This window comes from uncultured Salinibacterium sp. (assembly GCF_963974405.1).
Lineage (GTDB): Bacteria > Actinomycetota > Actinomycetes > Actinomycetales > Microbacteriaceae > Rhodoglobus.
In genome coordinates, this window is the sequence record NZ_CAXBBH010000001.1 from 812,075 (window position 1) to 834,524 (window position 22,450).

Here is a 22,450-nt window from a genome sequence, read left to right on the forward strand (position 1 = left end):
ATTGAGGAAACTCAGCATCGCGGCGCTCGGCGTCGTGGCAGCGCTGGCTCTCGCGAGTTGTTCAGCGGGTGACAGCGACAGCGGTGAGGCAGCAACCGGTGATCTGCGCGTGTGGTTGGTGGGAACGGACACTCCCCAGGAGGCTCGCGACTACCTGATCGACACGTTTGAAGCAGAGAACCCCGGTTCGACCCTCACGATCGAGGAACAAGCGTGGGGCGGTCTCGTTGACCTTCTCACGACCAACCTCTCCGGTAGCGACAGCCCCGACATCGTCGAGGTCGGCAACACTCAGGCAGCAGCTTTCACGTCGGCGGGCGCATTCCTCGACTTGACTGATGACTACACCGCTCTCGGTGGAGACGACTTGCTTCCCGGTTTCGTTGAGGCTGGCTCGTACGATGGCAAGTTCTACGCGGCACCTCTCTATTCGGGTTCGCGACTTGTCTTCTACAAGAAGGATGCTCTGGCCGCAGCGGGACTGGAAGTTCCGACAACTCTCGACGAGTACATCAGCAACGGTGAGGCTCTTGCAGAGGCCAACCCGGGCGCATCCGGAATTTGGTGGCCTGGTCAAGACTGGTACAACGCTCTCCCCTTCATCTGGGAGAACGGTGGCGAGGTCGCGACATTTGAAGATGGCGCGTGGAAGGCTCAGTTCTCGAGTGCAGAATCAATCGCCGGTCTTGAGCAGGTTCAAGAGGTCATGACGAATGCTTCGCGTGCCCCGAAGGACGCGAACGAGACCAACCCTCAGGTCGGCTACTGCGAAGGAACCACCCTTCAGTTGTCAGCACCAAGCTGGGTGAAGTGGTCAATTTTGGCCCCGCTCGACGCTGAAACTCCCGGTTGCCCCGATGAAGAAGCCAACCTCGGCGTCTATGCCATGCCCGGTATGGATGGCGGAGCCGCCCAGGTCTTCGCCGGTGGATCGAACATTGCGGTCTCGGCTAACTCGGCTCACCCCGAGCTTGCTAAGAAGGCTCTCGCCATCATTCTGAGCGACGAGTTCCAGTCGATCTACGGTGCTAACGGTCTTGTTCCCGCCAAGCTCTCGCTCGCTGACACTCTAGGAACCGACGAGGTTGCCGTCGCAATTTCTGAGGCTGCCGGTGCCGCACGCTTGACCCCGGCTTCTCCCAAGTGGGCTGACGTTGAAGCATCCGGTGCACTCACCGACTTCTTCGTTCAGATTGCGCAGGGTGGAGACGTGAGCTCGCTCGCGAAGGATCTCGACGCGAAGATCGACAGCATTCTCAACGGCTAGCCAACGGCTAGCCAACGGTGCCGGAGACGGCACTGCTTCTAGAAACAGGGTGCTCGGCTCGGTCGCGCATGACCGGGTCGAGCACCCATTTCGTTGCCATCGCCCTAGGAAAAGGTTCGAGGCACAGTCCAATATTAACCGGGAGCCGTCATGTCACCGAACCCCACACTCGACGTTGCGCCAAGCGACGTTGATGGTGACCGCCTCATTGCACCTTCGCAACCAGGCAGTCAGCGCGCGGTAAAGAAACCGCGCGCACAATTTACGCCCTATTCTTTGCTGATTCCTGCGGTCGCCGTGCTGACCGCGGTCATTGGCTGGCCTCTCATCCAGCTTGTGATTATGTCGTTTCAGGAGTTTGGCCGCGCTCAAGTTTTTGGCGCGCCGGCACCATTCATCGGCTTCAGTAACTACATCGAAGTTCTCACTGATGAGTCGTTCTGGCTCGTCATGTTCCGCAGTTTCGCCTTCGCGGCGGTGTGCGTGGTCACCACGATGGTGCTTGGAACCCTTATTGCGCTGCTGATGACCGCGCTCGGCAAAGTCATGCGGCTTGTGCTCTCGGTGGGGCTGTTGCTGGCGTGGGCGATGCCCGCGCTGACCGCCACGATCGTGTGGGGGTGGATGTTCGACACCGGGTACGGCGTCGTCAACTTCGCTCTGACGCGGTGGTTCGGCCTTGACTACATCGGTCACTCGTGGCTTATTGAGCCGCTCAGTTTCTTCTTCGTTGCCGCACTCATTGTGATTTGGGGCGCTGTGCCCTTTGTCGCTTTCACGGTCTACGCGGGCTTGACTCAGGTTCCCGATGAAGTGATTGAAGCGTCGCAATTGGATGGCGCGGGGCCCGTGCAGCGCTTCAGGCTGATCATTTTCCCGTACCTGCGTTCCATCTTCCTGGTGGTTTTCATCCTGCAGGTCATTTGGGATCTCCGCGTTTTTACTCAGATTTTCGCGCTGCAGGGAATCGGCGGCATTAAGGATCAGACGTCGACGCTCGGCGTTTACATTTACCAAAACTCGCTGGGTACGGGGGAGTACGGAACGGGTGGCGCGATTGCTGTCATTACCGTGATCGTCATCACCGCTATTTCGTTCTACTACGTTCGCCAGAGCATCAAGGAGGAAGAGCTGTGACTTCGACTACAGCCACGCGCCCGACTAGCGCGGCCGCGACCCGCACACCGCTGCCGGCCAGACGCGGTTCTGTTTCTCGCCGCGTCAAGAAGATTGCATTGGCGGCCATCGCCCTCGTCGTGACGGTGTTCTCGATCTTTCCGGTGTACTGGATGGTGCAGACGTCGTTCCAGCCGAACAACGAGATTCTCGGCTCTGAGGTCAATTTTTGGCCGCAGAACTTCACGTTGCGCAACTACGAGACGGTGTTGTTCGACGCCACTCGTTCGCAGTTCATGCCGGCGCTGGGTAACTCAATTGTTGTCACGGTGTCGACGGTGATCATCGCTCTCGTGTTCGCGTTCTTGGCATCTCTCGCGGTAACCCGTTTTCGCTTCAAGTCGCGCAAGGGCTTCATTCTGACGATTCTGATTGTTCAGATGATTCCTGCCGAAGCGATGATCGTCTCCACCTACCGGGTGCTCGACAGTTGGTCGTTGTTGAACACGATCATGGGTCTCACGATTGTGTATGTCGCTACGGTGTTGCCGTTTACCATTTGGACTCTGCGGGGCTTTGTGAATGGCGTTCCGGTTGAGCTTGAGGAAGCCGCAATGATTGATGGCCTGTCGCGCTCGGGAGCGTTCTGGAAGATCACCCTGCCACTTCTCGCGCCAGGACTGGTAGCGACAGGTGTCTTCGGATTCATTCAGGCCTGGAACGAGTTCTTGCTCGCTCTTGTCGTGAACTCTCGCCCAGAAATGATGACTCTTCCCGTGTGGTTACGCACCTTCCAAATTGCGAACGGCACTACCAACTGGGCCGCGATCATGGCAGGGTCGACGCTCATGGCGATCCCCGTCATCATTTTCTTCCTGATCGTTCAGGGGCGCATGACGAGCGGTCTCGTCTCCGGGGCGGTGAAGGGGTGAGCCCTCGCTATACGGTCGGTGTCGATATCGGCGGTACCAAAACGGATGCCGTTGCGATCGATGAATTCGGCGAGATTGCGGCTCAGGTTCGCATTCGTTCGGGCATCGGGCCCGAGGCGCTGCTGGCATCCACTGTGGAGGCGCTCGATGCCTTGGCTGAGCGCAGCGGAGTCGCGACAGCGGACTTCGCGAGTATCGGCATCGGTATTCCGGGAACGGTTGTCGACGGTCGGGTGTCGCATGCTCTGAACCTTGCGATCGATGGACTCGATCTGGGGGCTGAGCTGAATGCTCGACTCGGCCGAAGCGTCAGCATCGACAACGATGTGAACGCTGCCGCGATGGGAGCGTTTCATCTTCTCGACAACGATCCCACTCATTCGATGGCGTTCCTTAACCTCGGCACGGGGCTGGCTGCCGGTCTCGTTCTTGGTGGCGCACTGTGGCGAGGAGCTCATGGCGCTGCCGGAGAAATCGGACACATCCCTCTTGATCCGGCCGGACTTGAGTGTCATTGCGGTCAACGCGGCTGCCTAGAAACGGTGGCGTCGGGTTCCGGTGTTGCGCGCATGTGGCCTACGTCAAGCGATCAGCCAACGACTGCACTGTTTGAGGCTGCGGCATCCGGCGATCCTGTGGCCGTTGAGGTGCGCACGCGTCTCGTCGAGAATGTCGCTGCCGCGGTGCGGTTGCTGGTGCTGACGATCGATGTTGACTCGGTCGTGTTGGGCGGCGGCGTGAGTACCCTGAGCGACCTGTTGAGCGATGTGCGAAAGGTTCTTGCCCAGTGGGAGAACTCGTCTGCGTTCTTGTCGTCGATCGGTTTGAGCGGCCGAGTGCACGGGGTTCCTGCGGGATTCCCAGCGGCGGCGGTTGGCGCTGCCATGGTGAGCACGAAGCCGACGTCGGTGAGCGGTGCGACCGACTTGAGCGACTCGAAACTGTAGGGGAGTGTTCCGTGGCTGAAGTGGTGATCGTTGATTCGAAAGAGGCTGCGGGGCAGGTGGCAGCTGACCTCATTGAGGCGCTCGTGCGCCAGACTCCGGATGCCGTCCTCGGTCTAGCAACCGGATCAACGCCCTTAACAACCTGGGCTGCGCTCGCGGCTCGCGCCCTCGATCTGAGCGCCGTTCGGGGGTTTGCTCTCGATGAGTATGTTGGATTGCCTGCTGGGCATCCCGAAAGCTACCGCTCAGTTATCACGCGCGAAGTCGTTGAACCGCTCGGGTTGACTCCCGAACTCGTGCAGGTGCCGGCGGAGAGCGGCCCGATTGAGACGGCTGGCGCTGATTACGAGCGGGCGATTGTGGCTGCCGGAGGGGTCGATCTGCAGATTTTGGGGATCGGTTCGACGGGGCATATTGCATTTAACGAGCCGGGGTCGTCCCTTGCATCCCTCACGCGGGTGAAGACGTTGACCCAGCAAACGCGGCTCGATAATGCTCGCTTCTTCGCTTCGGCTGAGGAGGTTCCGACCCACTGCATCACGCAGGGGCTTGGCACAATTCAGCGCGCACGCCACTTGGTGCTTCTCGCGTTCGGGGAGAAGAAAGCGGCGGCGCTCGCGGGAGCGGTGGAGGGTCCGGTGACGGCGAGCCTGCCGGGGTCGGCAATTCAGTTGCACTCGACCGTCACCGTGATTGTGGATGAGGCTGCGGCATCCGAGCTGAAGTTTGCCGACTACTACCGCTACTCCTGGGAGAATCGCCTCGACTGGGAGAGGTTGCACTAGTCACCGCTCTCAGCGGGTTCTGGCGTGCTCGCGAGATCTGTCGGTGCTCCGTGCCATCGTTAGTTCATGACGAACTTTGTGGCGTTGCTTCGTGGGATCAACGTGGGCGGCTCGAATGTGATCAGCATGGCGGCGCTGAAAGAGTGCTTCACCGAGGCCGGATTCGCTGACGTGCGCACCTATATTCAGAGCGGCAACGTCGTGTTCGCCTCAGACTCAACGAGCAGTGCCGAACTTGAAGTCGAAATTGAGCGGATGCTGCGCGAGCGCTTGGGCGCAGACATCCTCGCGGTCGTTCGTTCCCGCGACGAGTTCGCGGCGACTGTTGCCGCGGCCCCGAGCGATCACGGTTCAGCGGAGCTGCTGAGCGACGTGCTGTTTCTCAAGCGGCCCTTGACGGCGACCGAGGCGCTGATGCAACTGCCCGAACTCACTCCGCAAGTGGACTCTGTATCAGCAGGGCCCGACGCGCTCTACTTTTCGCGCACGGTCGTCGACTCGGCGAGATCGCGCGTCGACCGCCTGCGCGCTAATCGCCTCTCGAAGCGGATGACGGTGCGCAATTGGCGCACGACGCTCAGGCTGCGCGACCTGCTCGAGCAGGAACGCTGACTAGCGGAAGATGATCGTGCGCGCCCCATCGAGCAGCACGCGGTCTTCGGCGAACCACTTCACGGCTTGCGTGAGGGTGCGGCTTTCTTCGTCTTGACCGATCGAGACGAGTTCGCTTGAGGTGCTGGCGTGGTCGACGCGCACCACGTTTTGTTCAATGATGGGGCCCTCGTCGAGGTCGCTCGTCACGAAGTGGGCGGTAGCGCCGATGAGCTTCACGCCGCGAGCGTGAGCTTGCTTGTAGGGGTTCGCGCCCTTGAAGCCGGGCAAGAAGGAGTGGTGGATGTTGATGATCTTGCCGCTCAACTGTTCGCACAGTTCGGGCGAGAGAATCTGCATATAGCGGGCGAGCACGACGAGCTCAATATCGTGCTGTTCGACAACCTCGAGAATGCGGTCTTCGAAAGCCAACTTCTGGCCGGGTGTCGTGACAGCGTGGGACTCGAAGGGCACTTCATAGAACTCCGCGAGCGAGCCCAGATCGGGGTGGTTGCTCATGATGAGCGGCATCTCGATCGGCAGTTGGCCAGCACGCTGGCGGTAGAGGAGGTCGTTGACGCAGTGTCCGGCCTTGGAGGCCAACACGAGGGTGCGCAGCGGGCGCCCCACCACGTCGAGTTGCCATTCCATCGCGTACCGCTCAGTCACGGGGGCGAGGGCCTGCTCGAAATCGTGGCGCGCAGCATCCGATTCCACTTGAAGCCGCATGAAGAAACGGCCGGTGTCGCCGCTGGAGAACTGCTGCGATTCGGTGATGTTGCCGCCGGCCTCAACGATGGCGCCGCTGATGGCATGAACGATGCCGGGCTTGTCGTCACAAGTGAGCGTTACGATCCAATGCGTTGAGGTGGTCACTGAATTAGCGTACCGGTGCTGAGGGTAGGCTTAGTCAAATATGAGCACGCCACGCATTTCTTCGTCATCTTCTCCTCAGGCTTTTCCGTGGGCGGGTCTATTCACTCTCTCGGCGCTGATCTTCACGTCGGTGACGAGTGAATGGTTGCCCACCGGATTGCTGCCTGAGATCGCCGCCGAGCTTTCGGTGTCGGAGTCGCAGGTCGGCCTGCTCATCACGATCTTCGCGGCCACCGTTGTCATTTCGACGGCCCCGCTTGCGGCCCTCACTCGCAACCAGCCGCGCAAGAAGCTCGTCATTATTGTGCTGCTCGTGTTCGTGGTCGGTAACTTGCTCGCCGCTGTTGCGCCCAACTATGCAGTGCTGGTCGTCGCCCGCATTATCGGTGGACTTTCGCACGGACTATTCTGGGCTGTCGTCGGCGCCTACTCGGCCCACCTTGTTCCGCCGCATCAGGTCGGGCGAGCGGTCGCCGTGACGAGCGCCGGTGCAACAACCGCGTTCGTGCTCGGCGTTCCCGTCGGAACGGCACTCGGCCACGCTCTCGGCTGGAGACTCGCCTTCGTCGTGATTGCGATCATCATTCTTGCGCTCACAATTATGGTCGTGCGCATCCTGCCCGCCGTGAATCACCAGCAGCCCCTCGCCACCGGTGAGATCTCGATTCCGCTGCGCAAAGACCGCTCCGTTCCCGGCGTTATCTACGTCTGCATCCTCGTTGCGCTCGTGATGCTCGGGCACAACCTCTTCTATACCTACATCGCGCCCTACCTCATCGGACCCGCAGGAATAGATGCCGGCGCTGTTGCCGGAGTGCTGTTGATCTTCGGTGCCGCAGGGGCGCTCGGTCTTGCTCTCGCCGGTCTGCTTGTCGACCGCTTCCCGCGCAGCATCATCCCCGTGACCGTGGGACTCGTCGCGATCTGTGCAGCGCTGCTCGGCCTGTACCCCGACGTTCCCGCCGTCATGTTCACGGTCGTTGCCGTCTGGGGAATGGCCTTCGGTGGTGTTCCCGCCATGATGCAAACGCGACTCTTGCAATTGGCCTCGCCTCGCATGCGTGACGTGGGCTCCGCCTACCTCACCACGTCATTCAACATCGGCATCGGCGGTGGTGCGCTCTTCGGCGGCATCCTGCTCGACCAGTACGGCATCCTGGCGCTCCCGATGGTTGACGCCGCTATTCTCGCCGCCGCCCTCGTCTTTGCTGTCGTCGGTGGCGAATTGCTCAGGCGTCGGGATGGTCGTGCTGCGGCAGTTCGCGACCAGCAGCCCACACCGCCTGCACCCTAAAGTCGGCATCGAGAAGCACGGCGTCGGCGGCATATCCGGGAGCAAGCGAGCCCAGATCGCCAGCGCGCCCAATCGCGCGGGCAGGAATAGCGGTAGCCGCGGCGACAGCCTGGGGCACGCTCAATCCCACCTCGGTGACAGCGCGGCGCACCGCGGCATCCATCGTCAGCGTCGACCCGGCGATCGCCCCGTTGTCGCTCAAGCGGGCGACGCCGTCAGTGACGGTGACATCGAGCGAACCCAAGAGGTACTGCCCGTCATGGGCGCACGCGGCAGCCATCGCGTCAGTGACGAGCGCGACGCGGCCGGGAGCTGATGCGAACAGCATGGCAACGACATCCGGATGCACGTGCACGCCGTCATTGATGACCTCAAGAATCACAGACTCACGACTGATCGCCGCGGCGATGGGGCCTGGCTCGCGATGGTGGATGCCGTGCATAGCGTTGAAGGTGTGAGTGAGCAGTCGCGCCCCGGCGTCGATCGCCGCGAGAGTCTGGTCATAGTCGGCCGAGGTGTGGCCGATGGCCACCGTGACTCCTGCTGCGCTCAACTGCTCAATCGCGGCCAGTGCGCCATCGAGTTCGGGGGCAATCGTAATTTGTCGCAGCGTGCCGTTGGCCGCCGCCAGAAGGTCGTCGATTTCGGCGGTTGTGGGATTGCGGAGAACTGCGGGGCTGTGGGCGCCTTTGAACGACTGGTGAAGGAACGGCCCTTCGAGGTGGCTTCCGAGCACGAGCGGGTCGCTTGCTGCGAGTTCCGCGATCGTCGAGAGGCTGTCAACGAGACTGGCGTGATCGCCGCTCACGAGAGAGATCACTGAGCGAGTGGTACCGCTCGCGCGGTGAGCACTGAGCGCGGTGCGGATAGCGTCGGCGCCATTGTCGAACGCCGCGCCATTGCCACCGTGGCAATGAATGTCGACGAAACCCGGTGTCAGGTAATGGCCTGCGGCATCCGTCACCGTCGTTTCGGCTGTCGCGAAAGCTCGCCATTCATCGCCGGTTCCCGTCGCGCGGATCGTATCGTTCTGCCACGCCACCCACCCGTTACTCAGTACGGCATCGGCGGTGACGAGTTGGGCTGAATGGATGACGCGGTCGTTCACGGGTTCCTGCTCACTTGGGGTCCGCTGGGGCGGGCCAGTTCACGTCAGAGACGCGGTTGTAGTTGATGTGTGCGGCATCGAGTCGCGGCGACCAGTCTGCCAGACGCTGGGTGAACCCGGCCCAATCGTGTCCCTCGCGCGGCGACCACGCGATTTCGGCGGCGGCGACGATGCGCGGAAACGCCATGTAGTCGAGGTCGCGCAGGTTGTCGATCGTTTCGGTCCACACGGGGGCTTCGATGCCAAGAATGTGGTCGTCAGTCACGCCAACCACGATCGCTGCCGGATCCCAGTGGTAGGCATCGTGGAGCGTCGTTGGGCCATCAGCCCATTCAAGACCGAGAGCCTCCTCGGAGGCGTACTTCATGTCGAGGTAAATGGCGTCGGCAGGGGACATGATCATGCGCCCGCCCTGCTCGATGAACGAAGCGACGCGCTTGTCGGCATCGTCGCGTGGCGTGACAAAGCTCCAGTACTGACCGATCGTGCCCTCGGGAAGATCGCGGCTTCGACCCATCTCGTGCCAACCGATGAGGGTCTTGCCGTGGCTCGCGGCGATCCGAGTCGCGCGCCTAATGAACTCGAGATAGTCCTCGTCGCTCGTGGCGAGAGACTCGTCCCCGCCGAGATGAAGATAGGGGCCGGGCGTGAGTTCGCTGACTTCGCGAAACACGTCATCCAAGAGTTGATAGGTCACTTCTTTGTCGATGCTGAGCGAGCTGAAGCCGACTTCGATGCCCGTGTAGGGGGCGGGCGCAGCACCGTCGGCGTTCAATTCGGGGTACGCCGCCAACGCCGCGTTCGTGTGGCCAGGCACATCGATCTCGGGAACAACCGTGATGAAGCGGGATGCCGCATACTCCACAATCTCCGTGTAGTCGGCTTTGCTGTAGAAACCACCGCTACCGCCACCCACTGCCGTCGTCGCGCCCAGCGCCGTGAGATCGGGCCACGAGTCGATGTGTAGGCGCCAGCCCTGATCATCGGTGAGGTGGAGGTGCAGCACGTTGAGCTTGAGCAGCGCCATTCGGTCGAGGTAACGCTTCACGTCGGCGACGGCAAAGAAGTGGCGGGCGACGTCGAGCATGGCGCCGCGATACACGAAGCGGGGGTAGTCGCTGATCTCCGCGCCGGGTATGAGCCAAGGGCCAGCCTGCACTGTCGTGGCCTCGATTGCGGTGGGGAGGAGTTGGCGCAAAGACTGCACTGCCGTGAAGAGGTGAGCTGCGTCATCCGCTCGTAGTTCTACGCGGCTTTCGTCGACAGTGAGGAGGTAGCCGGGGCTGGGCAGGGCTGTCGTGCCGATCGTGAGGGCGATCGTGTTGGGGGTGCCGGCGTCTGCGTTATCGGACTCGTCGATCGAGAGAGCGAATCCGGTAGCGGGGCGAAGGGCTTTCGCGAGGTGGTCAGCCACGCTCAGCGCGGTTCCTGTGGCGTGGATGCGCGTGCTCTCGGTGAGCTCGAAGTGACCGTTCTGGGGGCTGTAGTGAACGGGGGCGGGCATCACGGGGTGGGTCGTCATTGAATTCCGATCGGCAATAGGTTTGTCAGGGTTCCTAACTAACTGCGGTCAATTCTCGCAGGTTCTCGCGAGGTTGACCAGCACCCGGTAGATTTAACCCATCCACCCCGTCGCAAGGAGCTCATCTGTGTCATCATTCCTTTCGCCTCTCTCAGAGGTAGATCCCGAGATCGCTGCCGTTCTTGGTCAAGAACTCGAACGCCAGCGCAACACTCTCGAGATGATCGCCAGCGAGAACTTCGTTCCGCGCGCTGTTCTTGAGGCGCAGGGGTCGGTTCTCACCAACAAGTACGCCGAAGGCTACCCGGGGCGCCGCTACTACGGCGGTTGCGAATTTGTGGATGTTGCCGAGAAGCTCGCGATCGAGCGCGCGAAGAGCCTCTTCGGTTCCGCGTACGCCAACGTTCAGCCTCATTCGGGTGCGTCGGCCAACGCTGCCGTGCTGTCGGCTATCGCTCAGCCCGGAGACCGCATCCTCGGTCTCTCCCTCGACCACGGTGGACACCTCACGCACGGAATGCGTTTGAACTTCTCGGGCAAGCTCTACGAAGCTCACGCCTACGGAGTCAACGAAGAGACCGGCCTTCTTGACATGGCGGATGTCCGTGCCAAGGCTCTTGAGGTCAAGCCGCACGTCATCATCGCAGGCTGGTCCGCCTACAGCCGCCAGCTCGATTTCGCTGAGTTCCGCGCGATTGCCGATGAGGTTGGAGCAGTTCTCTGGGTCGACATGGCGCACTTCGCCGGACTCGTTGCTGCCGGTCTGCACCCCTCGCCCGTTCCCTTTGCGGATGTCGTTTCCTCTACCGTTCACAAGACGATCGGTGGTCCTCGCTCGGGCTTCATCCTCACCAACAACGTTGACATCGCGAAGAAGATCAACTCCAACGTGTTCCCCGGTCAGCAGGGTGGACCCCTCATGCACGTGATCGCCGCCAAGGCGACCGCATTCATGCTTGCAGCATCCGACGACTTCAAAGACCGTCAAGAGCGCACCCTTCGCGGCGCGAAGCTTCTCGCTGAGCGTCTCGTTCAAGACGACATGACATCGCTGGGTGTCGACGTTCTCACCGGTGGCACCGACGTGCACCTCGTGCTCGTTGATCTGCGCAAGTCAGAAATCAACGGTCAAGAAGCCGAAGACTTGCTTCACGCCGTGGGCATTACCGTGAACCGCAACTCGGTTCCCGCCGACCCGCGCCCGCCAATGACGACCTCTGGATTGCGCATCGGTACGCCGGCACTCGCCACTCGTGGTTTCGGCGACGCCGAGTTCACTGAAGTTGCTGACATCATCGCCGAGGCCCTCAAGCCCAGTGCCGACACCGAAGCCCTCAGCGCTCGCGTTCGCGCGCTCGCCGACGCCTTCCCGCTCTACGAAGGTCTCGAAAGCCCCGGCAGCTGGGCCTAAACAGCTCGCAGCCTGGCTGTTACAGCCTGATCTCAAAGAGCCCGCCTCCCTCTGAACACGGAGGCGGGCTCTTTAGCGTTTAATAGACGTGGCAGTTGTGTAAGTGGCCGATCAGCGCATGGGCCCGATTCGAACGGAAAACGATGACCGCAGTAAAGCTCGATGGTGTTGCCACGGCCACCGCCGTAAAGAACGAACTGCGCGTGCGCGTGGATGCCCTCAAGGCCCGCGGCATCACTCCGGGGCTCGGCACCCTTCTCGTGGGGGACGACCCCGGATCCCGTTCCTATGTCGCAGGCAAGCACCGCGACTGTGCCGAAGTGGGCATTGAGTCGATCCGTGTCGATCTGCCGGCCACGGCATCCGCTGACGATGTTCGGGATGCGATTGTTGCGCTCAACGAGAACCCTGCCGTCACCGGTTACATCATTCAGCTGCCGCTGCCCGCCGGTCTCGATGAGAATGCGATGCTCGAGCTCATGGACCCCGCGAAGGATGCTGATGGTCTGCACCCCACCAACCTCGGTCGCCTCGTACTCGGCGTGGGCACGAAGCTCGATTCTCCGCTGCCGTGCACTCCGGCCGGGATTGTCGAAATGCTCGAACGTTACGACGTTCCCATTGCGGGCAAGCACGTTGTAGTTGTCGGTCGCGGCCTCACGGTCGGTCGCCCGATCGGTTTGCTCCTGACCAACAAGGGACTGGATGCCACGGTCACCCTCACGCATTCCCGCACGACTCAGCTCGAAACCCACGTTCGCCAGGCGGATATCGTGGTTGCCGCCGTGGGGTCCGCCGCTCTCATCCGCCCCGAGTGGATCAAGCCCGGCGCCGCTGTGCTCGACGTCGGAATCACGCGCGTTATCGATGAAGAAACCGGCAAGGGGCGTCTCGTCGGAGACGTCGACCCCGCTGTAGCCGAGATCGCCGGTTACCTCTCACCGATGCCCGGCGGTGTTGGCCCCATGACCCGCGCGATGCTCGTCAAGAACGTCGTAGACGCTGCCGAGCGGCTCTAGCGGTGACAGAAGACACCTCGGCCGCTGAGCCGAAGCCGGCCCCAGCGCAATCGACGACGGCCTCCAAGTTGCAGCAGGTTTCACGGCCGCAAGGAGTGCAGCGCACGCCACGCAAGCGGCGCTTCCCGTGGCCACGAATCTGGGTCTGGGCTGCCGTAGTTGTGGGTATTGCTTTCGCGGCTGCCCTCGTGCTCAAGCTCGCCGGCTAGCTGAACCCGCTCCGCCCGCCGCCGAGCAAAGACACGCTCCGCTTAGCGGTCGCGCAACGCTCCCATCGAGGGAGACACGGCCGTGACGGTCGGCTGCCCCCACGCGTGCTCGGCGAAGGCACCATCGAGGGCTACTCGCACGCGGGATGCCGTGTCGGTATCGACGAGAGCCACGGCGACTCCGCTGAAGGGGCGGCCGAGCATCCGTGCGCCTAAAGCACCAGCAGCCAAAGCTGTTTCGACGGCGAGATCGACCTCGGTGGTCGAGATGCCGTAGTCATCACGCAGGCTCGCGTGCGATGCATCGAGCAGGGCACCGAGCAGTCGCGGAGTTTCATCGCGAATAGCGAGAGCCGCATCACGCACCCGCTGATTCTCGGTGACGGTGTGCAGCGTGCGACGCACTTCGTCGTCAGCGATGGCAGTGTCGAGTGCGTCGGCGGTGGGCGCGTCGGTGTCAATGACAAGAAGTTCGAGCCCGGCAGTCTGCCAGTCGAGGGGGAGCGGCTCTGGTCGGGATTCGCCCTCAAGGCGCACGAGGGCGTGGTCGTCGAGCGCGAAGACGCTCGCGGCAACGTCGGGGTGCTCGTCGAGTTGTGCCGTGTGTCCTGAGAGGTTCCAGAGATCGCTCAGCGCCAACGCCAGAGCTGCCTCGAGTGCAGCCGATGACCCTAAGCCCGCGCCAACCGGCACGGTGGTGTCGATGAAGACATCAACGCCGCCAAGCGACGCCGCGTCATCCGATGCCGCCAACACTTCTCGCACAATCCCTAGAGCGATCCGGCTCCAGCCCTGCACCTCGGTGGAGGCCAACTCGTCGAGCTCAATTGTGACGAGCTCATCCACGAGAGCGCTCGCGATACGCACGGTGCGGTCGGAGCGAGCGGATGCGGCAAGCACCGTTCGACGGTTGATTGCTATCGCCAGTTCGGCATCCGACTCCGGGTTATCGGCGGTGCCCAGCAGCGTGAGTCGGCCGGGTGCCGACCAGACGCCGCTGGCGGGGTGACCGAACACGGCCTCGAAGTCGTAGAGAACGTCATCGCGAATATCTGACATGGGTGCTTTCTGTGTCGTGGTGTGAGCGCCGGTAAGCTGTTGCGGTGAGCGCGCCTACAGGAACCCAGTACATCATCACTCGCACCACTGATCAGGGCGAAGCGCGAGCGACCATCACTGAGCTTGCTGCATCACTGCGAGAGTTCAGCATCGGCGGTGTCGATCTAGTGGAGTCTTACGCTGAGTCGGCGATGCCTCCGTTCGCCGACGGAATCGTATTAGCGCCCTGGCCGAATCGTGTCGAAGACGGCACGTGGATGCTCGACGGAGAGCCGCAGCATCTCGACGTGACCGAGCGCGACCGCAACAATGCCATCCATGGCTTGCTGCGCAACACCGGCTACAGCCTCATCGAACACACGGCTAGCGCCGTCACCCTCGGCGCCACGATCTTTCCCCAGCACGGCTATCCCTTCCACGTGCACACCACGGTGCGCTACGAACTCGTCGAAGGCGGTTTGCGCGTCAGCCACACCGCCACGAACCTGTCGGATGCCGCAGCCCCCTACGCACTCGGAACCCACCCCTTCTTCAAGGTCGGTGACACTCCCGTTGCGCAGCTGACCCTCACGATGACTGCCGCCACTCGCTTCGAATCGAATGAGCGCCTCATCCCCACGGGCGAAGTTGCTGTTGCCGGCACCGAATTCGACCTGAGTGCTGGTCGCTCCGTGGGCGAGCTCGACTTCGACACTGCCTTCGGTGGTGTCGAGGTCATTGACGGTGTTGCTGCGCGACTCACCGCTCCCGATGGGCGAGAAGTTCGCGTCACCGTCGACGAGAACTTCACTTTCATACAGATCTTTACACCGCGCAATTTTCCGACTCTTGCCGGCATCGGCCAAGTCGTTGCAATCGAACCCATGACAGCCGCTCCCAACGCGTTCAACACTGGTCGCGGACTGCGCTGGATTGAACCCGGAGCCGAATTCTCGGCTGCGTGGGGAGTCGAATACTCCGAATGAACAGGACAGACATGACGCAAGCGCCGAAAGCCCGCGATGTTCGACGGTGGCGACGCTATCTTGCCGCTGAACGAGCCGAAGCGGCCGTGTACCGGGATCTGGCATCCCGTCGCACGGGCGAAGAGCGCGAGATTCTGCTGGAGCTTGCCACTGCCGAAAAACGGCATGAAGATCACTGGTTGACTCTTCTGGGGGATCAGGCTGGTCGCCCGCTTTCGACTGACCCGCGAACCCGGATGCTCGGCTTCTTAGCTCGTCGCTTCGGATCCGTTTTCGTTCTCGCGCTTGCCCAGCGTGCCGAGTCACGCTCGCCCTATCTGGATGACGCAGACGCGACTGACACGATGGCCGCCGACGAAGCGGTGCACGAGGAGGTTGTGCGCGCGCTCGCTACTCGCGGGCGTCAACGCCTCTCGGGAACGTTCCGCGCCGCAGTGTTCGGAGCGAACGATGGGCTCGTCTCCAACCTCGCGCTCGTACTCGGCATGAGCGCAGCGGGTCTTCCCAACGCCGTCGTTCTCCTCAGCGGTGTTGCCGGATTGCTCGCTGGCGCGCTGTCGATGGCGGCCGGCGAATACGTGTCTGTGCGTTCCCAGCTCGAACTTGAGCGAGCGGCTGCCCACGGCCCTGTCGCCACCGAATCGGTGCCCCACCTCGACGTCGACGAAAACGAACTCGCCCTGGTCTATCGCGCTCGCGGAATGAGTGCCCACGAAGCCGAACTGCACGCCGCTGAAGTGCTTGCTGGACGCAGAACAGAGGCTGCGACGGTGACTCCCGAACACAACCCCATCGGTTCGGCGATCGGCGCAGCCGCTTCCAGTTTCGGGTTCTTCGCTTCAGGCGCTGTGATTCCTGTACTGCCCTACTTGCTGGGCGCTCAGGGCCTCTCGGCCGTCGTGATCGCTGCAGTACTCGTGGGCCTTGCCTTGCTCGCCACCGGATCCGTTGTTGGTTTGCTGTCAGGCGCTTCGCCACTAAAGCGTGCGCTGCGCCAACTCGCAATCGGTTACGGCGCTGCTGCAGCCACCTACCTCTTAGGGCTACTATTCGGGGTAAGCGTCGCCTAACGCTCGGAGGTCGTTATGAGTTCAGCGCTTATCGTCATCGACGTGCAGCAGGGCTTTGATGACGCGCACTACTGGGGGCCGCGCAACAATCCGTCCTGCGAATCCAACATTGGCCTATTGATCGGTCATTGGCGTCGCGAAGGTTGGCCCATTGTCTATGTGCAGCACGATTCTCTCGACCCCACGTCGCCGTTGCATCTAGATTCGCCGGGCAATGCGTTTAAGAGCGTGATCTCGGGTACGCCAAACCTGCTCGTGAGAAAGACCGTCAACTCGGCTTTTCATGGCAGCCCCGATCTCGATAGCTGGCTTCGCGCATCCGATATTGATTCGATCGTCATCTGCGGAATCACCACCAATCACTGCTGCGAAACTACCGCGAGGGTCGGTAGCAACCTCGGCTACGCGGTGCAGTTTGTGCTGGATGCGACCCACACCTTCGACCGCATCGGCCCCTATTGGGACGAAGTTACGGCAGAAGAACTCTCGCGCATCACGGGAGTAAACCTCCACGACGAGTTCGCCCAAATCGTGAAGACTCGCGAACTCGTGGGTGGCGGTTTCGACGGAGTGGTGCTCTAGAGCAGAGCCGAGTTGCGCCCGATCGCGAACCAGATCAGCGAGCCGATAAACGGAGCAACCAGAATCACAATAAGCCAGAGCAACTTGGTGTTCGTGGGCATTGTTGAGTTGAACACTTGCATGAGGGCAACGACGATGAGAGTGAAATAGGCCGCAATCGCGACGATGCCGATGATCCACCACGGGAAATCAAACATGCCAAGCTCCTTACGTCGTGATTGCGCTTTCCACCCTAGCGAGAGTGACTCAGCAATCAAGCAGTTTGGTCGCCGCTGACTCGTGGGTCGTCTAAAACCTCAGTGGTTCGGGTTATCCTCAAAGGAGCTAACGGCACGCCGATTTTCGGTCGCTGGGCACCTCAGCCAAGCTTTAACGACGGGGCCCCCTTGATTGATCATGTTTCTTCTCCCGCAGTAGTCAACCGCGACGATGTCGTGCTGCATGATGGGCTGCTTGCTCTCACCAACAACACGCTGACGCCGCGCGAAGCCGTGCGGGAAGATTTGCTGTTCGTGCGCCGAGTGCTTGATGCCGCCGAGATCCCATTCCTCTTGGTGCGCGGTGAGGATGAGACTCCCGTGTTGGCGATCGACATGAAGAATCGTAAAGCGCTGCGACTGGCGCTCATTGCTGCGTGCCAGAACGAGCCCTTCTATGTGAAGCCCGCGCGCATCAAAGCCAATGGCACACGAGTTGCTTCTGACGAACGTGACACCCCCGTGTTGGTAGCGGATGGCGTGCTCACTCCAGTCATCAAGGCCAAAGCTTTTGTGATCTTCCGCCCGCGCGTCGAGCCGGCCGGTCGCTTGCGCTTCGATGAGCCCTTCGGTGTGCGCATCGAGCTCTGGGAGTACATGCGCAACGAGGTCGTCGCTCCTAACCCGAACGCGTTGATGCGTCGCTGGTTGCCGAGCAACGAAGCCATCAACGACACCGTCGAGTTGCACGGCGAAGACTGGCCAACTCTTCGCGGAATGTTTGACCGGCTTGCCCACGACATCCCCTTCGAGATCGACCTGGTGTTTTCGTGGGTCGACGGTGCTGAGGTGGAGTGGCAAAAGGCGCGTGCTGCGCGCATGGCGAACTTTGTGGTCGGTGAGGGCGACGACTCTGAGGCTCGTTTTCGACAGCTTGACGAGTTGAAGTACGCGTTGCGTTCGGTGCACCAGTACGCCCCCTGGATTCGCAACATATATATCGCCACAGACTCGCCTCGCCCCAAGTGGCTGGCGGAGCACCCGCGAGTCACCCTGATGCGCAGTGAAGACTTCTTTGAGCGTCACGACGACCTGCCCACACACAACTCTCACGCGGTCGAAAGCCAACTGCATAACATCCCCGGCATCAGTGAACACTTCCTGTATTCGAACGACGACATGTTCTTTGGTCGCCACGTCAGCCCGTCGATGTTCTTCTCGCCCGGCGGCATCTCCAAGTTCATTGAGGCACGAACACGCATCGGAATGGGCGAAAGCAGTGTGCAACGCTCCGGCTTCGAGAATGCCGCCCGCGTCAACCGCCGCCTGCTGCAGCAAAAGTTTGGCGCCACAATCACTCGCCACCTGGAGCATGCCGCAACTCCGCTGCGTGTCTCGGTGATGCGCGAACTTGAGGCAGAGTTTCCCGAAGACTTCGCCCGCACGAGTGCAAGCGCATTCCGGCAGGCAACCGACATTTCAGTCACCAATTCGCTGTACCACTACTTCGCTTTGCTGAGCGGAAAAGCGATCGTGCAGACAGAAGCCAAAGTTAAGTATGTCGACACGACATCCATTGAGGGGCTGCGCAAGATGCGCTCGCTACTGCGCAAGCGCTCGAGTGACTTCTTCTGCCTGAACGACGGCAGCTTTCCGGAGATCTCCGCAGAAGATCGAGCCGCTGCGGTGCGCTCATTCCTCGACGAGTACTACCCGATTCCGGCCCCGTGGGAGCTGCCTGAAGCGGAGTAGGGTGTCGCTTTAGGCCGAGACGGTGGCAGGCGCGACGTGCGCGTTGACTGCCGGTTCAATCGTGATGTTCGCTCTTTCGAGGATCGTAGCGGTTTCTTCGGCAGTCACGTACGAGAGGCTGCCGTAGTTGCCCAAGGGAACAACGGAATGCATGACGGTGTCGTCGTACACGTGCACGAGGTTGAAGGATTGTGCGCCATCACGGCCACGCGTGCCGCCTGCAGGCACATTGAGGTCTTGGGTGTAACACGTGGCTGAGGCGACCGACACAGGAATGCCCGCGAATGTGGCCGTCGTCGAGTAGTGCAAGTGGCCAGCAATGATGCTGCGGATGTCGCTACCGCGGATCACCGCAGCAAGCTCTCGTTGGGCACGCAATTCGACGGTGACGGCGAGATCCAACACTGTCGGAACGGGCGGGTGGTGCATCGCCAGAATGGTGCCATGAGGAGCTGGAGTGGCTAGCACGTTGTGCAGCCACAGCAGTTGGTCATCCGTTACTTGGCCGTAGTGGTGGCCGACAACCGTGGAATCGAGGGAGATGATGCGCAGCCCGTTGACGTCAATCACACGGTCAATCGGGTCGGTCGTGGCGACATCGTCGAGGAGGGAAGCTCTGAAGGTGGCGCGATCGTCATGGTTACCCATTACCCAAATGACTTGGGCCCCGAGGCGTTCAGCTGCAGGTTCAACGATGTCACGCAGGGCACGGTAGGCCTCCGCTTCGCCCTTGTCGGCAAGATCGCCCGTGAAGACAATTGCTTCAGGCCGCGAACCGGATGCTTCAAGTTCAGCGAACAGCTGCCGAAGCTTAGCTTCACTGTCGAGGATGTCGTACAGTCGCCCATCGCCCGCCAAAAAATGCGTGTCACTCAAATGCAACACGAAGTGGTCGGGTCGAGGGTATTGCGACACGTAGCCGGTCATAGATCTAGTCCAACACTTGAACATGGATGCGAGGTGAACATCCTGCGGCAAGTTGCTCTGCGGCACAAGTAGAACGGCGCGCCGCCCCGCGCGTTGTGGCCCGGTTGGGGGGTGGGGAGCCGTTGCGGGACACCGATTTCGCGCCCCTTGGGCTAGTCCCGCCAGCTGTGCTGCGGCACCCAGCCGAGCAGACGCTCGGCCTTGGCCGTTGAGGTCAGTGAGGTGTTGACGCCGAGCTCGCCGCGGATCTCGACGTCGGGGAATACTTCGGCGACGAGTTCTGCGTTGGGGCGGGTCATGACGGTATCGCCCGCGAAGATATTGAAAACGTCGTAACCGGGGCGCGAGGTTTCCAGTGCCAAACGGATGGCGTTGGCTCCGTCGCGGGCGTCAATGTAGCCCCACAGGTTCCAGGACCGCTGCCGGGCATCCGCATCGAAGCTGGGGAATTTCTCGTAGTCGTCAGGATTCATGACGTTGGAGAAGCGCAGCGCGGTGATGCTGAGTGACGGATCCCAGCGCACAAACTTTTGTGCCATCTGCTCTTCGAGGTGCTTGACCATCGAATAGGTCGACTCTGGACGAGTGTCGTACTCCTCATCGAGCGGAATGTAGGGCGGGGGAGTTTCGAACGGCAAACCGAGCACTGTCTCACTCGACGCATAGGCAATCGTTTTGATGCCGAGCCGTTTGCACGCCTGGAACACGTTGAACGTCGCGTTCATGTTGTTGTGGAAGGTGGCCGCATCAGACCACAGTCCGGGCGCGGGGATCGCGCCGAGGTGGGCAACGGCATCCACGCCGTCATGACGGTCGTTGATGCCAGCGAGAGCATCAATCACCTGGCCGTAGTCGGTCAGATCAACGTGGGTGAACTCGTTGCGATCGGAGCCAGCCATATCGAGCACCGTCACCGTGTGGCCAGCGGCGCGCAGACCCGCAACAGTCGCGCGACCAAGTTTGCCGTTGCCGCCAGTGACAGCGATGCGAAGGGGAATGGATGACATGGCGGGCTCCTTAGTGTGGCTCTGGCGCGAATTTTGACCTTAGCCAAAAGAAACTCTAGCTTCCCCTTTCGGGAGCGCCCCGAGCGGCGTACGCTCGGCTCACGCCATCAGGAAGACCATTCAAGGAGCGCAATGACGAAGTTTCTGATCTCTTTTCCCAGTGAGGCAATGATCGTCTCTGATGAAGACTTGCCTCAGGTGGCGAACGACGCGAGGGCAGTCATCAAAGAGGCACAAGATGCCGGTGTCTATGTTTTCGGAGGTGGTATTAACGAGGATGTCGCAGCGGTCAGCGTCTCTGGCGGTGGCGACGTGAGCGCTGAGCTTTACCCGCAGTCGAAAGACCTCAAGGGAGGATTCACGGTGCTCGAATTGGAAAGCCGGGACGACGCCGTCGTGTGGGCGGCGAAAATTGCGACCGCCTGCCGGTGCGCTCAAGAACTGCGCGAGTTTCAATACGACCCGATGTCGTGAGCGAGGTTGTTTCGATTCTTGGTTGAGATTTACACTCGCGGCGGGAACTCCGCGAGTTCCGACGCCCACGTTGTAACCGCGCGCTGAAGGTCACTCGGCGAGAGTGTGAGATCCATAAAGAATTCCATGTCGCTCGTCACGCTCGGAGGCTGTGACTCAAGCCAGAGGAATACCCGCAGCACGACGGCAGAGGGGTCGAAGCTCACGAGGCTGAACCCGAGGTTAGGCTCGACGAAGTCCTGCGTGGGCAGAAGTGCGTTGTGCCCGCTGAGCTCCATCGGCTCAATGAGTCCGTTCGCGGCGCGCGCAAGCCACGTGCCTAGGCTGCGGGCCTCCTCTACGAGCAAGCAGGGCTCGAGAAAATTCCAGTCCTCGGTTCCGCATCGCGCACGCCCGTCGATGAGCAGCCAGTTGGCGTCGTAAGGATCAACACGCACATCCTCGAACTGGTACGCCATCGGCTCGATGCTGAGATAGTTCGTGCCCTCGGCATCCCATAACTCCATGCTCAGGAGCCTAATCGCGACACACTCGTGAGAGTGCCGAAGAATCGCAAGCGACTTCGAAGGCGAAGAAAAATGTGGGCCCGCCGGGACTCGAACCCGGGACCCGCGGATTAAAAGTCCGATGCTCTACCAACTGAGCTACAGGCCCTACATGTTAAGCGTACCGTGATCTTATGGTCGAAAATTTCCATAAGCCCACGCAGTACTCGACAGATAAGTTTGACACATTTGAGGGCGGAGAAGATCCCGCTCAAATAATGCGCGCAGCCCACGATACAGCCCATGCGCTCCTTGAGGGTGCACGAAACTCGGATGACCCTGCCGTGCTCGACAGAATCATTGCCTACACCGATAAAAACGGTATCGATTCGCTCGCAGAGCTGTGGTCGCGATCGAGTGCTGGCAGCCTGCCTGGCGCACTCTGGCGCATCTATTTGCTGCGTGCCGTCATCCAGCAGGATGCGGTAGGCACGAGCCTTCTCTTTCAGCGCGGGATTGAAATTTTGCCCACGATTGATGCTGCCGTGACGGGCGCCATCAATCCGACGGGGCCTGAGGAGATCAAGGGCCTTGCCGATCAGATCTTGCGGGGGCTCTTTCGGGGTGACTTTGGTGTCGCTCTTGATCGGGCTGCATCGTTTAGTCGAATCCTTTCCTCCGGCGCAGGGAGTGTTGCCGATGACCAAGAGCTGCTCAATCCGGAGCGAGCGACTGAGCTCACGACCCGCGCTTCTCGCTATTCGCTCATCGGTGAAGATCTCACCCTCTGCGCGAAGCGTTTTCGCGCGGGCGCGCTCGACTGAACCGCTTTCGCGCTCAGTGCCGGGGAATCAG

The 22,450-nt window shown here is 61.2% G+C and carries 24 protein-coding genes and 1 tRNA gene; 16 read left to right on the forward strand and 9 right to left on the reverse strand.

Translation table 11 applies throughout. The features are described 5' to 3' along the window. Position 1 precedes the first annotated feature (1 nt). The 6 genes from AACZ26_RS03965 to AACZ26_RS03990 all read left to right on the forward strand — a co-directional run bounded on the left by AACZ26_RS03965 (position 2) and on the right by AACZ26_RS03990 (position 5,659). A complete protein-coding gene (locus AACZ26_RS03965) occupies positions 2-1,267 on the forward strand; it encodes an extracellular solute-binding protein (RefSeq protein ID WP_339619301.1) in 1,266 nt (421 codons plus the stop codon). Positions 1,268-1,417: 150 nt separating this feature from the next. After that, positions 1,418-2,404, forward strand: a complete 987-nt coding sequence (locus AACZ26_RS03970; RefSeq protein ID WP_339619302.1) for a sugar ABC transporter permease — start codon at positions 1,418-1,420, stop codon at positions 2,402-2,404. After that, on the forward strand, positions 2,401-3,315 hold the full coding sequence (locus tag AACZ26_RS03975) for a carbohydrate ABC transporter permease (protein ID WP_339619304.1): 915 nt from the start codon (positions 2,401-2,403) through the stop codon (positions 3,313-3,315). Before AACZ26_RS03970 ends, AACZ26_RS03975 begins: the two co-directional genes overlap by 4 nt. Then, positions 3,312-4,262, forward strand: coding sequence for an ROK family protein (locus AACZ26_RS03980; RefSeq protein ID WP_339619305.1), 951 nt, complete (start codon positions 3,312-3,314; stop codon positions 4,260-4,262). The genes AACZ26_RS03975 and AACZ26_RS03980 overlap by 4 nt, the downstream gene beginning before the upstream one ends. Before the next feature lie 11 nt (positions 4,263-4,273). After that, positions 4,274-5,047: a glucosamine-6-phosphate deaminase gene (locus tag AACZ26_RS03985; protein ID WP_339619306.1), complete on the forward strand. Its 774-nt coding sequence runs from the start codon at positions 4,274-4,276 to the stop codon at positions 5,045-5,047. Positions 5,048-5,113: 66 nt separating this feature from the next. Then, on the forward strand, positions 5,114-5,659 hold the full coding sequence (locus AACZ26_RS03990; protein ID WP_339619307.1) for a DUF1697 domain-containing protein: 546 nt from the start codon (positions 5,114-5,116) through the stop codon (positions 5,657-5,659). Here the strand turns inward: AACZ26_RS03990 and purU are convergent, their stop codons facing one another. Continuing rightward, complete coding sequence (purU, locus tag AACZ26_RS03995; RefSeq protein ID WP_339619308.1) at positions 5,660-6,514, reverse strand: formyltetrahydrofolate deformylase; 855 nt, start codon at positions 6,512-6,514, stop codon at positions 5,660-5,662. Between the two features lie 40 nt (positions 6,515-6,554). Here purU and AACZ26_RS04000 point away from each other — a divergent pair, with 40 nt between their 5' ends. Next, on the forward strand, positions 6,555-7,808 hold the full coding sequence (locus AACZ26_RS04000) for an MFS transporter (protein ID WP_339619309.1): 1,254 nt from the start codon (positions 6,555-6,557) through the stop codon (positions 7,806-7,808). Here the strand turns inward: AACZ26_RS04000 and nagA are convergent. Then, positions 7,744-8,916 (reverse strand): N-acetylglucosamine-6-phosphate deacetylase, encoded by a 1,173-nt coding sequence (gene nagA, locus AACZ26_RS04005; protein ID WP_339619310.1) that lies wholly within the window; start codon positions 8,914-8,916, stop codon positions 7,744-7,746. The genes AACZ26_RS04000 and nagA overlap by 65 nt on opposite strands. Before the next feature lie 10 nt (positions 8,917-8,926). Then, positions 8,927-10,438 carry a beta-N-acetylhexosaminidase gene (locus AACZ26_RS04010; RefSeq protein WP_339619311.1) on the reverse strand — a complete coding sequence of 504 codons (1,512 nt, stop codon included), beginning with the start codon at positions 10,436-10,438 and terminating at the stop codon, positions 8,927-8,929. A 127-nt stretch (positions 10,439-10,565) separates the two neighbouring features. Between AACZ26_RS04010 and glyA the strand changes: the two genes are divergently transcribed. The 3 genes from glyA to AACZ26_RS04025 all read left to right on the forward strand — a co-directional run bounded on the left by glyA (position 10,566) and on the right by AACZ26_RS04025 (position 13,077). After that, a complete protein-coding gene (gene glyA / locus AACZ26_RS04015; RefSeq protein ID WP_339619312.1) occupies positions 10,566-11,849 on the forward strand; it encodes a serine hydroxymethyltransferase in 1,284 nt (427 codons plus the stop codon). A 143-nt stretch (positions 11,850-11,992) separates the two neighbouring features. Further along, positions 11,993-12,868: a bifunctional methylenetetrahydrofolate dehydrogenase/methenyltetrahydrofolate cyclohydrolase gene (locus AACZ26_RS04020; RefSeq protein ID WP_339619313.1), complete on the forward strand. Its 876-nt coding sequence runs from the start codon at positions 11,993-11,995 to the stop codon at positions 12,866-12,868. 2 nt (positions 12,869-12,870) lie between these two features. Then, on the forward strand, positions 12,871-13,077 hold the full coding sequence (locus AACZ26_RS04025) for a hypothetical protein (RefSeq protein ID WP_339619314.1): 207 nt from the start codon (positions 12,871-12,873) through the stop codon (positions 13,075-13,077). A 42-nt stretch (positions 13,078-13,119) separates the two neighbouring features. Here the strand turns inward: AACZ26_RS04025 and AACZ26_RS04030 are convergent, their stop codons facing one another. Further along, positions 13,120-14,136 (reverse strand): galactokinase family protein, encoded by a 1,017-nt coding sequence (locus AACZ26_RS04030; protein ID WP_339619315.1) that lies wholly within the window; start codon positions 14,134-14,136, stop codon positions 13,120-13,122. A gap of 44 nt (positions 14,137-14,180) precedes the next feature. Between AACZ26_RS04030 and AACZ26_RS04035 the strand changes: the two genes are divergently transcribed. Genes AACZ26_RS04035 through AACZ26_RS04045 form a run of 3 tightly spaced genes read left to right on the forward strand, consistent with a single transcriptional unit; the run spans position 14,181 to position 16,753 of the window. Continuing rightward, positions 14,181-15,101, forward strand: a complete 921-nt coding sequence (locus AACZ26_RS04035; protein ID WP_339619316.1) for an aldose 1-epimerase family protein — start codon at positions 14,181-14,183, stop codon at positions 15,099-15,101. After that, positions 15,098-16,171, forward strand: a complete 1,074-nt coding sequence (locus AACZ26_RS04040; RefSeq protein WP_339619317.1) for a VIT1/CCC1 family protein — start codon at positions 15,098-15,100, stop codon at positions 16,169-16,171. The genes AACZ26_RS04035 and AACZ26_RS04040 overlap by 4 nt, the downstream gene beginning before the upstream one ends. Positions 16,172-16,186: 15 nt before the next feature. Then, positions 16,187-16,753, forward strand: coding sequence for a cysteine hydrolase family protein (locus tag AACZ26_RS04045; protein ID WP_339619318.1), 567 nt, complete (start codon positions 16,187-16,189; stop codon positions 16,751-16,753). Here the strand turns inward: AACZ26_RS04045 and AACZ26_RS04050 are convergent. Beyond that, positions 16,750-16,950, reverse strand: coding sequence for a PLDc N-terminal domain-containing protein (locus tag AACZ26_RS04050; protein WP_339619319.1), 201 nt, complete (start codon positions 16,948-16,950; stop codon positions 16,750-16,752). The genes AACZ26_RS04045 and AACZ26_RS04050 overlap by 4 nt on opposite strands. Positions 16,951-17,139: 189 nt before the next feature. On the opposite strand from AACZ26_RS04050, the gene AACZ26_RS04055 reads away from it, so the two are divergent. Next, positions 17,140-18,702 carry a stealth family protein gene (locus AACZ26_RS04055; protein ID WP_339620627.1) on the forward strand — a complete coding sequence of 521 codons (1,563 nt, stop codon included), beginning with the start codon at positions 17,140-17,142 and terminating at the stop codon, positions 18,700-18,702. Positions 18,703-18,711: 9 nt separating this feature from the next. Here AACZ26_RS04055 and AACZ26_RS04060 read toward each other — a convergent pair whose 3' ends face one another. Beyond that, complete coding sequence (locus AACZ26_RS04060) at positions 18,712-19,629, reverse strand: phosphodiesterase (protein WP_339619320.1); 918 nt, start codon at positions 19,627-19,629, stop codon at positions 18,712-18,714. Between the two features lie 152 nt (positions 19,630-19,781). Beyond that, the gene (locus AACZ26_RS04065; protein ID WP_339619321.1) at positions 19,782-20,636 is read right to left on the reverse strand and encodes an NAD(P)-dependent oxidoreductase; all 855 of its coding nucleotides are present in this window, start codon (positions 20,634-20,636) and stop codon (positions 19,782-19,784) included. Between the two features lie 132 nt (positions 20,637-20,768). On the opposite strand from AACZ26_RS04065, the gene AACZ26_RS04070 reads away from it, so the two are divergent. Continuing rightward, the gene (locus AACZ26_RS04070) at positions 20,769-21,110 is read left to right on the forward strand and encodes a transcription initiation protein (RefSeq protein ID WP_339619322.1); all 342 of its coding nucleotides are present in this window, start codon (positions 20,769-20,771) and stop codon (positions 21,108-21,110) included. Positions 21,111-21,139: 29 nt separating this feature from the next. On the opposite strand, the gene AACZ26_RS04075 is transcribed toward AACZ26_RS04070, so the two are convergent. Both AACZ26_RS04075 and AACZ26_RS04080 read right to left on the reverse strand, forming a co-directional pair. After that, positions 21,140-21,616, reverse strand: coding sequence for a hypothetical protein (locus AACZ26_RS04075; RefSeq protein ID WP_339619323.1), 477 nt, complete (start codon positions 21,614-21,616; stop codon positions 21,140-21,142). A gap of 75 nt (positions 21,617-21,691) precedes the next feature. Then, positions 21,692-21,764: transfer RNA gene (locus AACZ26_RS04080), tRNA-Lys, on the reverse strand. Positions 21,765-21,789: 25 nt separating this feature from the next. On the opposite strand from AACZ26_RS04080, the gene AACZ26_RS04085 reads away from it, so the two are divergent. Further along, complete coding sequence (locus AACZ26_RS04085; protein WP_339619325.1) at positions 21,790-22,419, forward strand: DNA-directed RNA polymerase subunit beta; 630 nt, start codon at positions 21,790-21,792, stop codon at positions 22,417-22,419. Positions 22,420-22,450 lie beyond the last annotated feature (31 nt).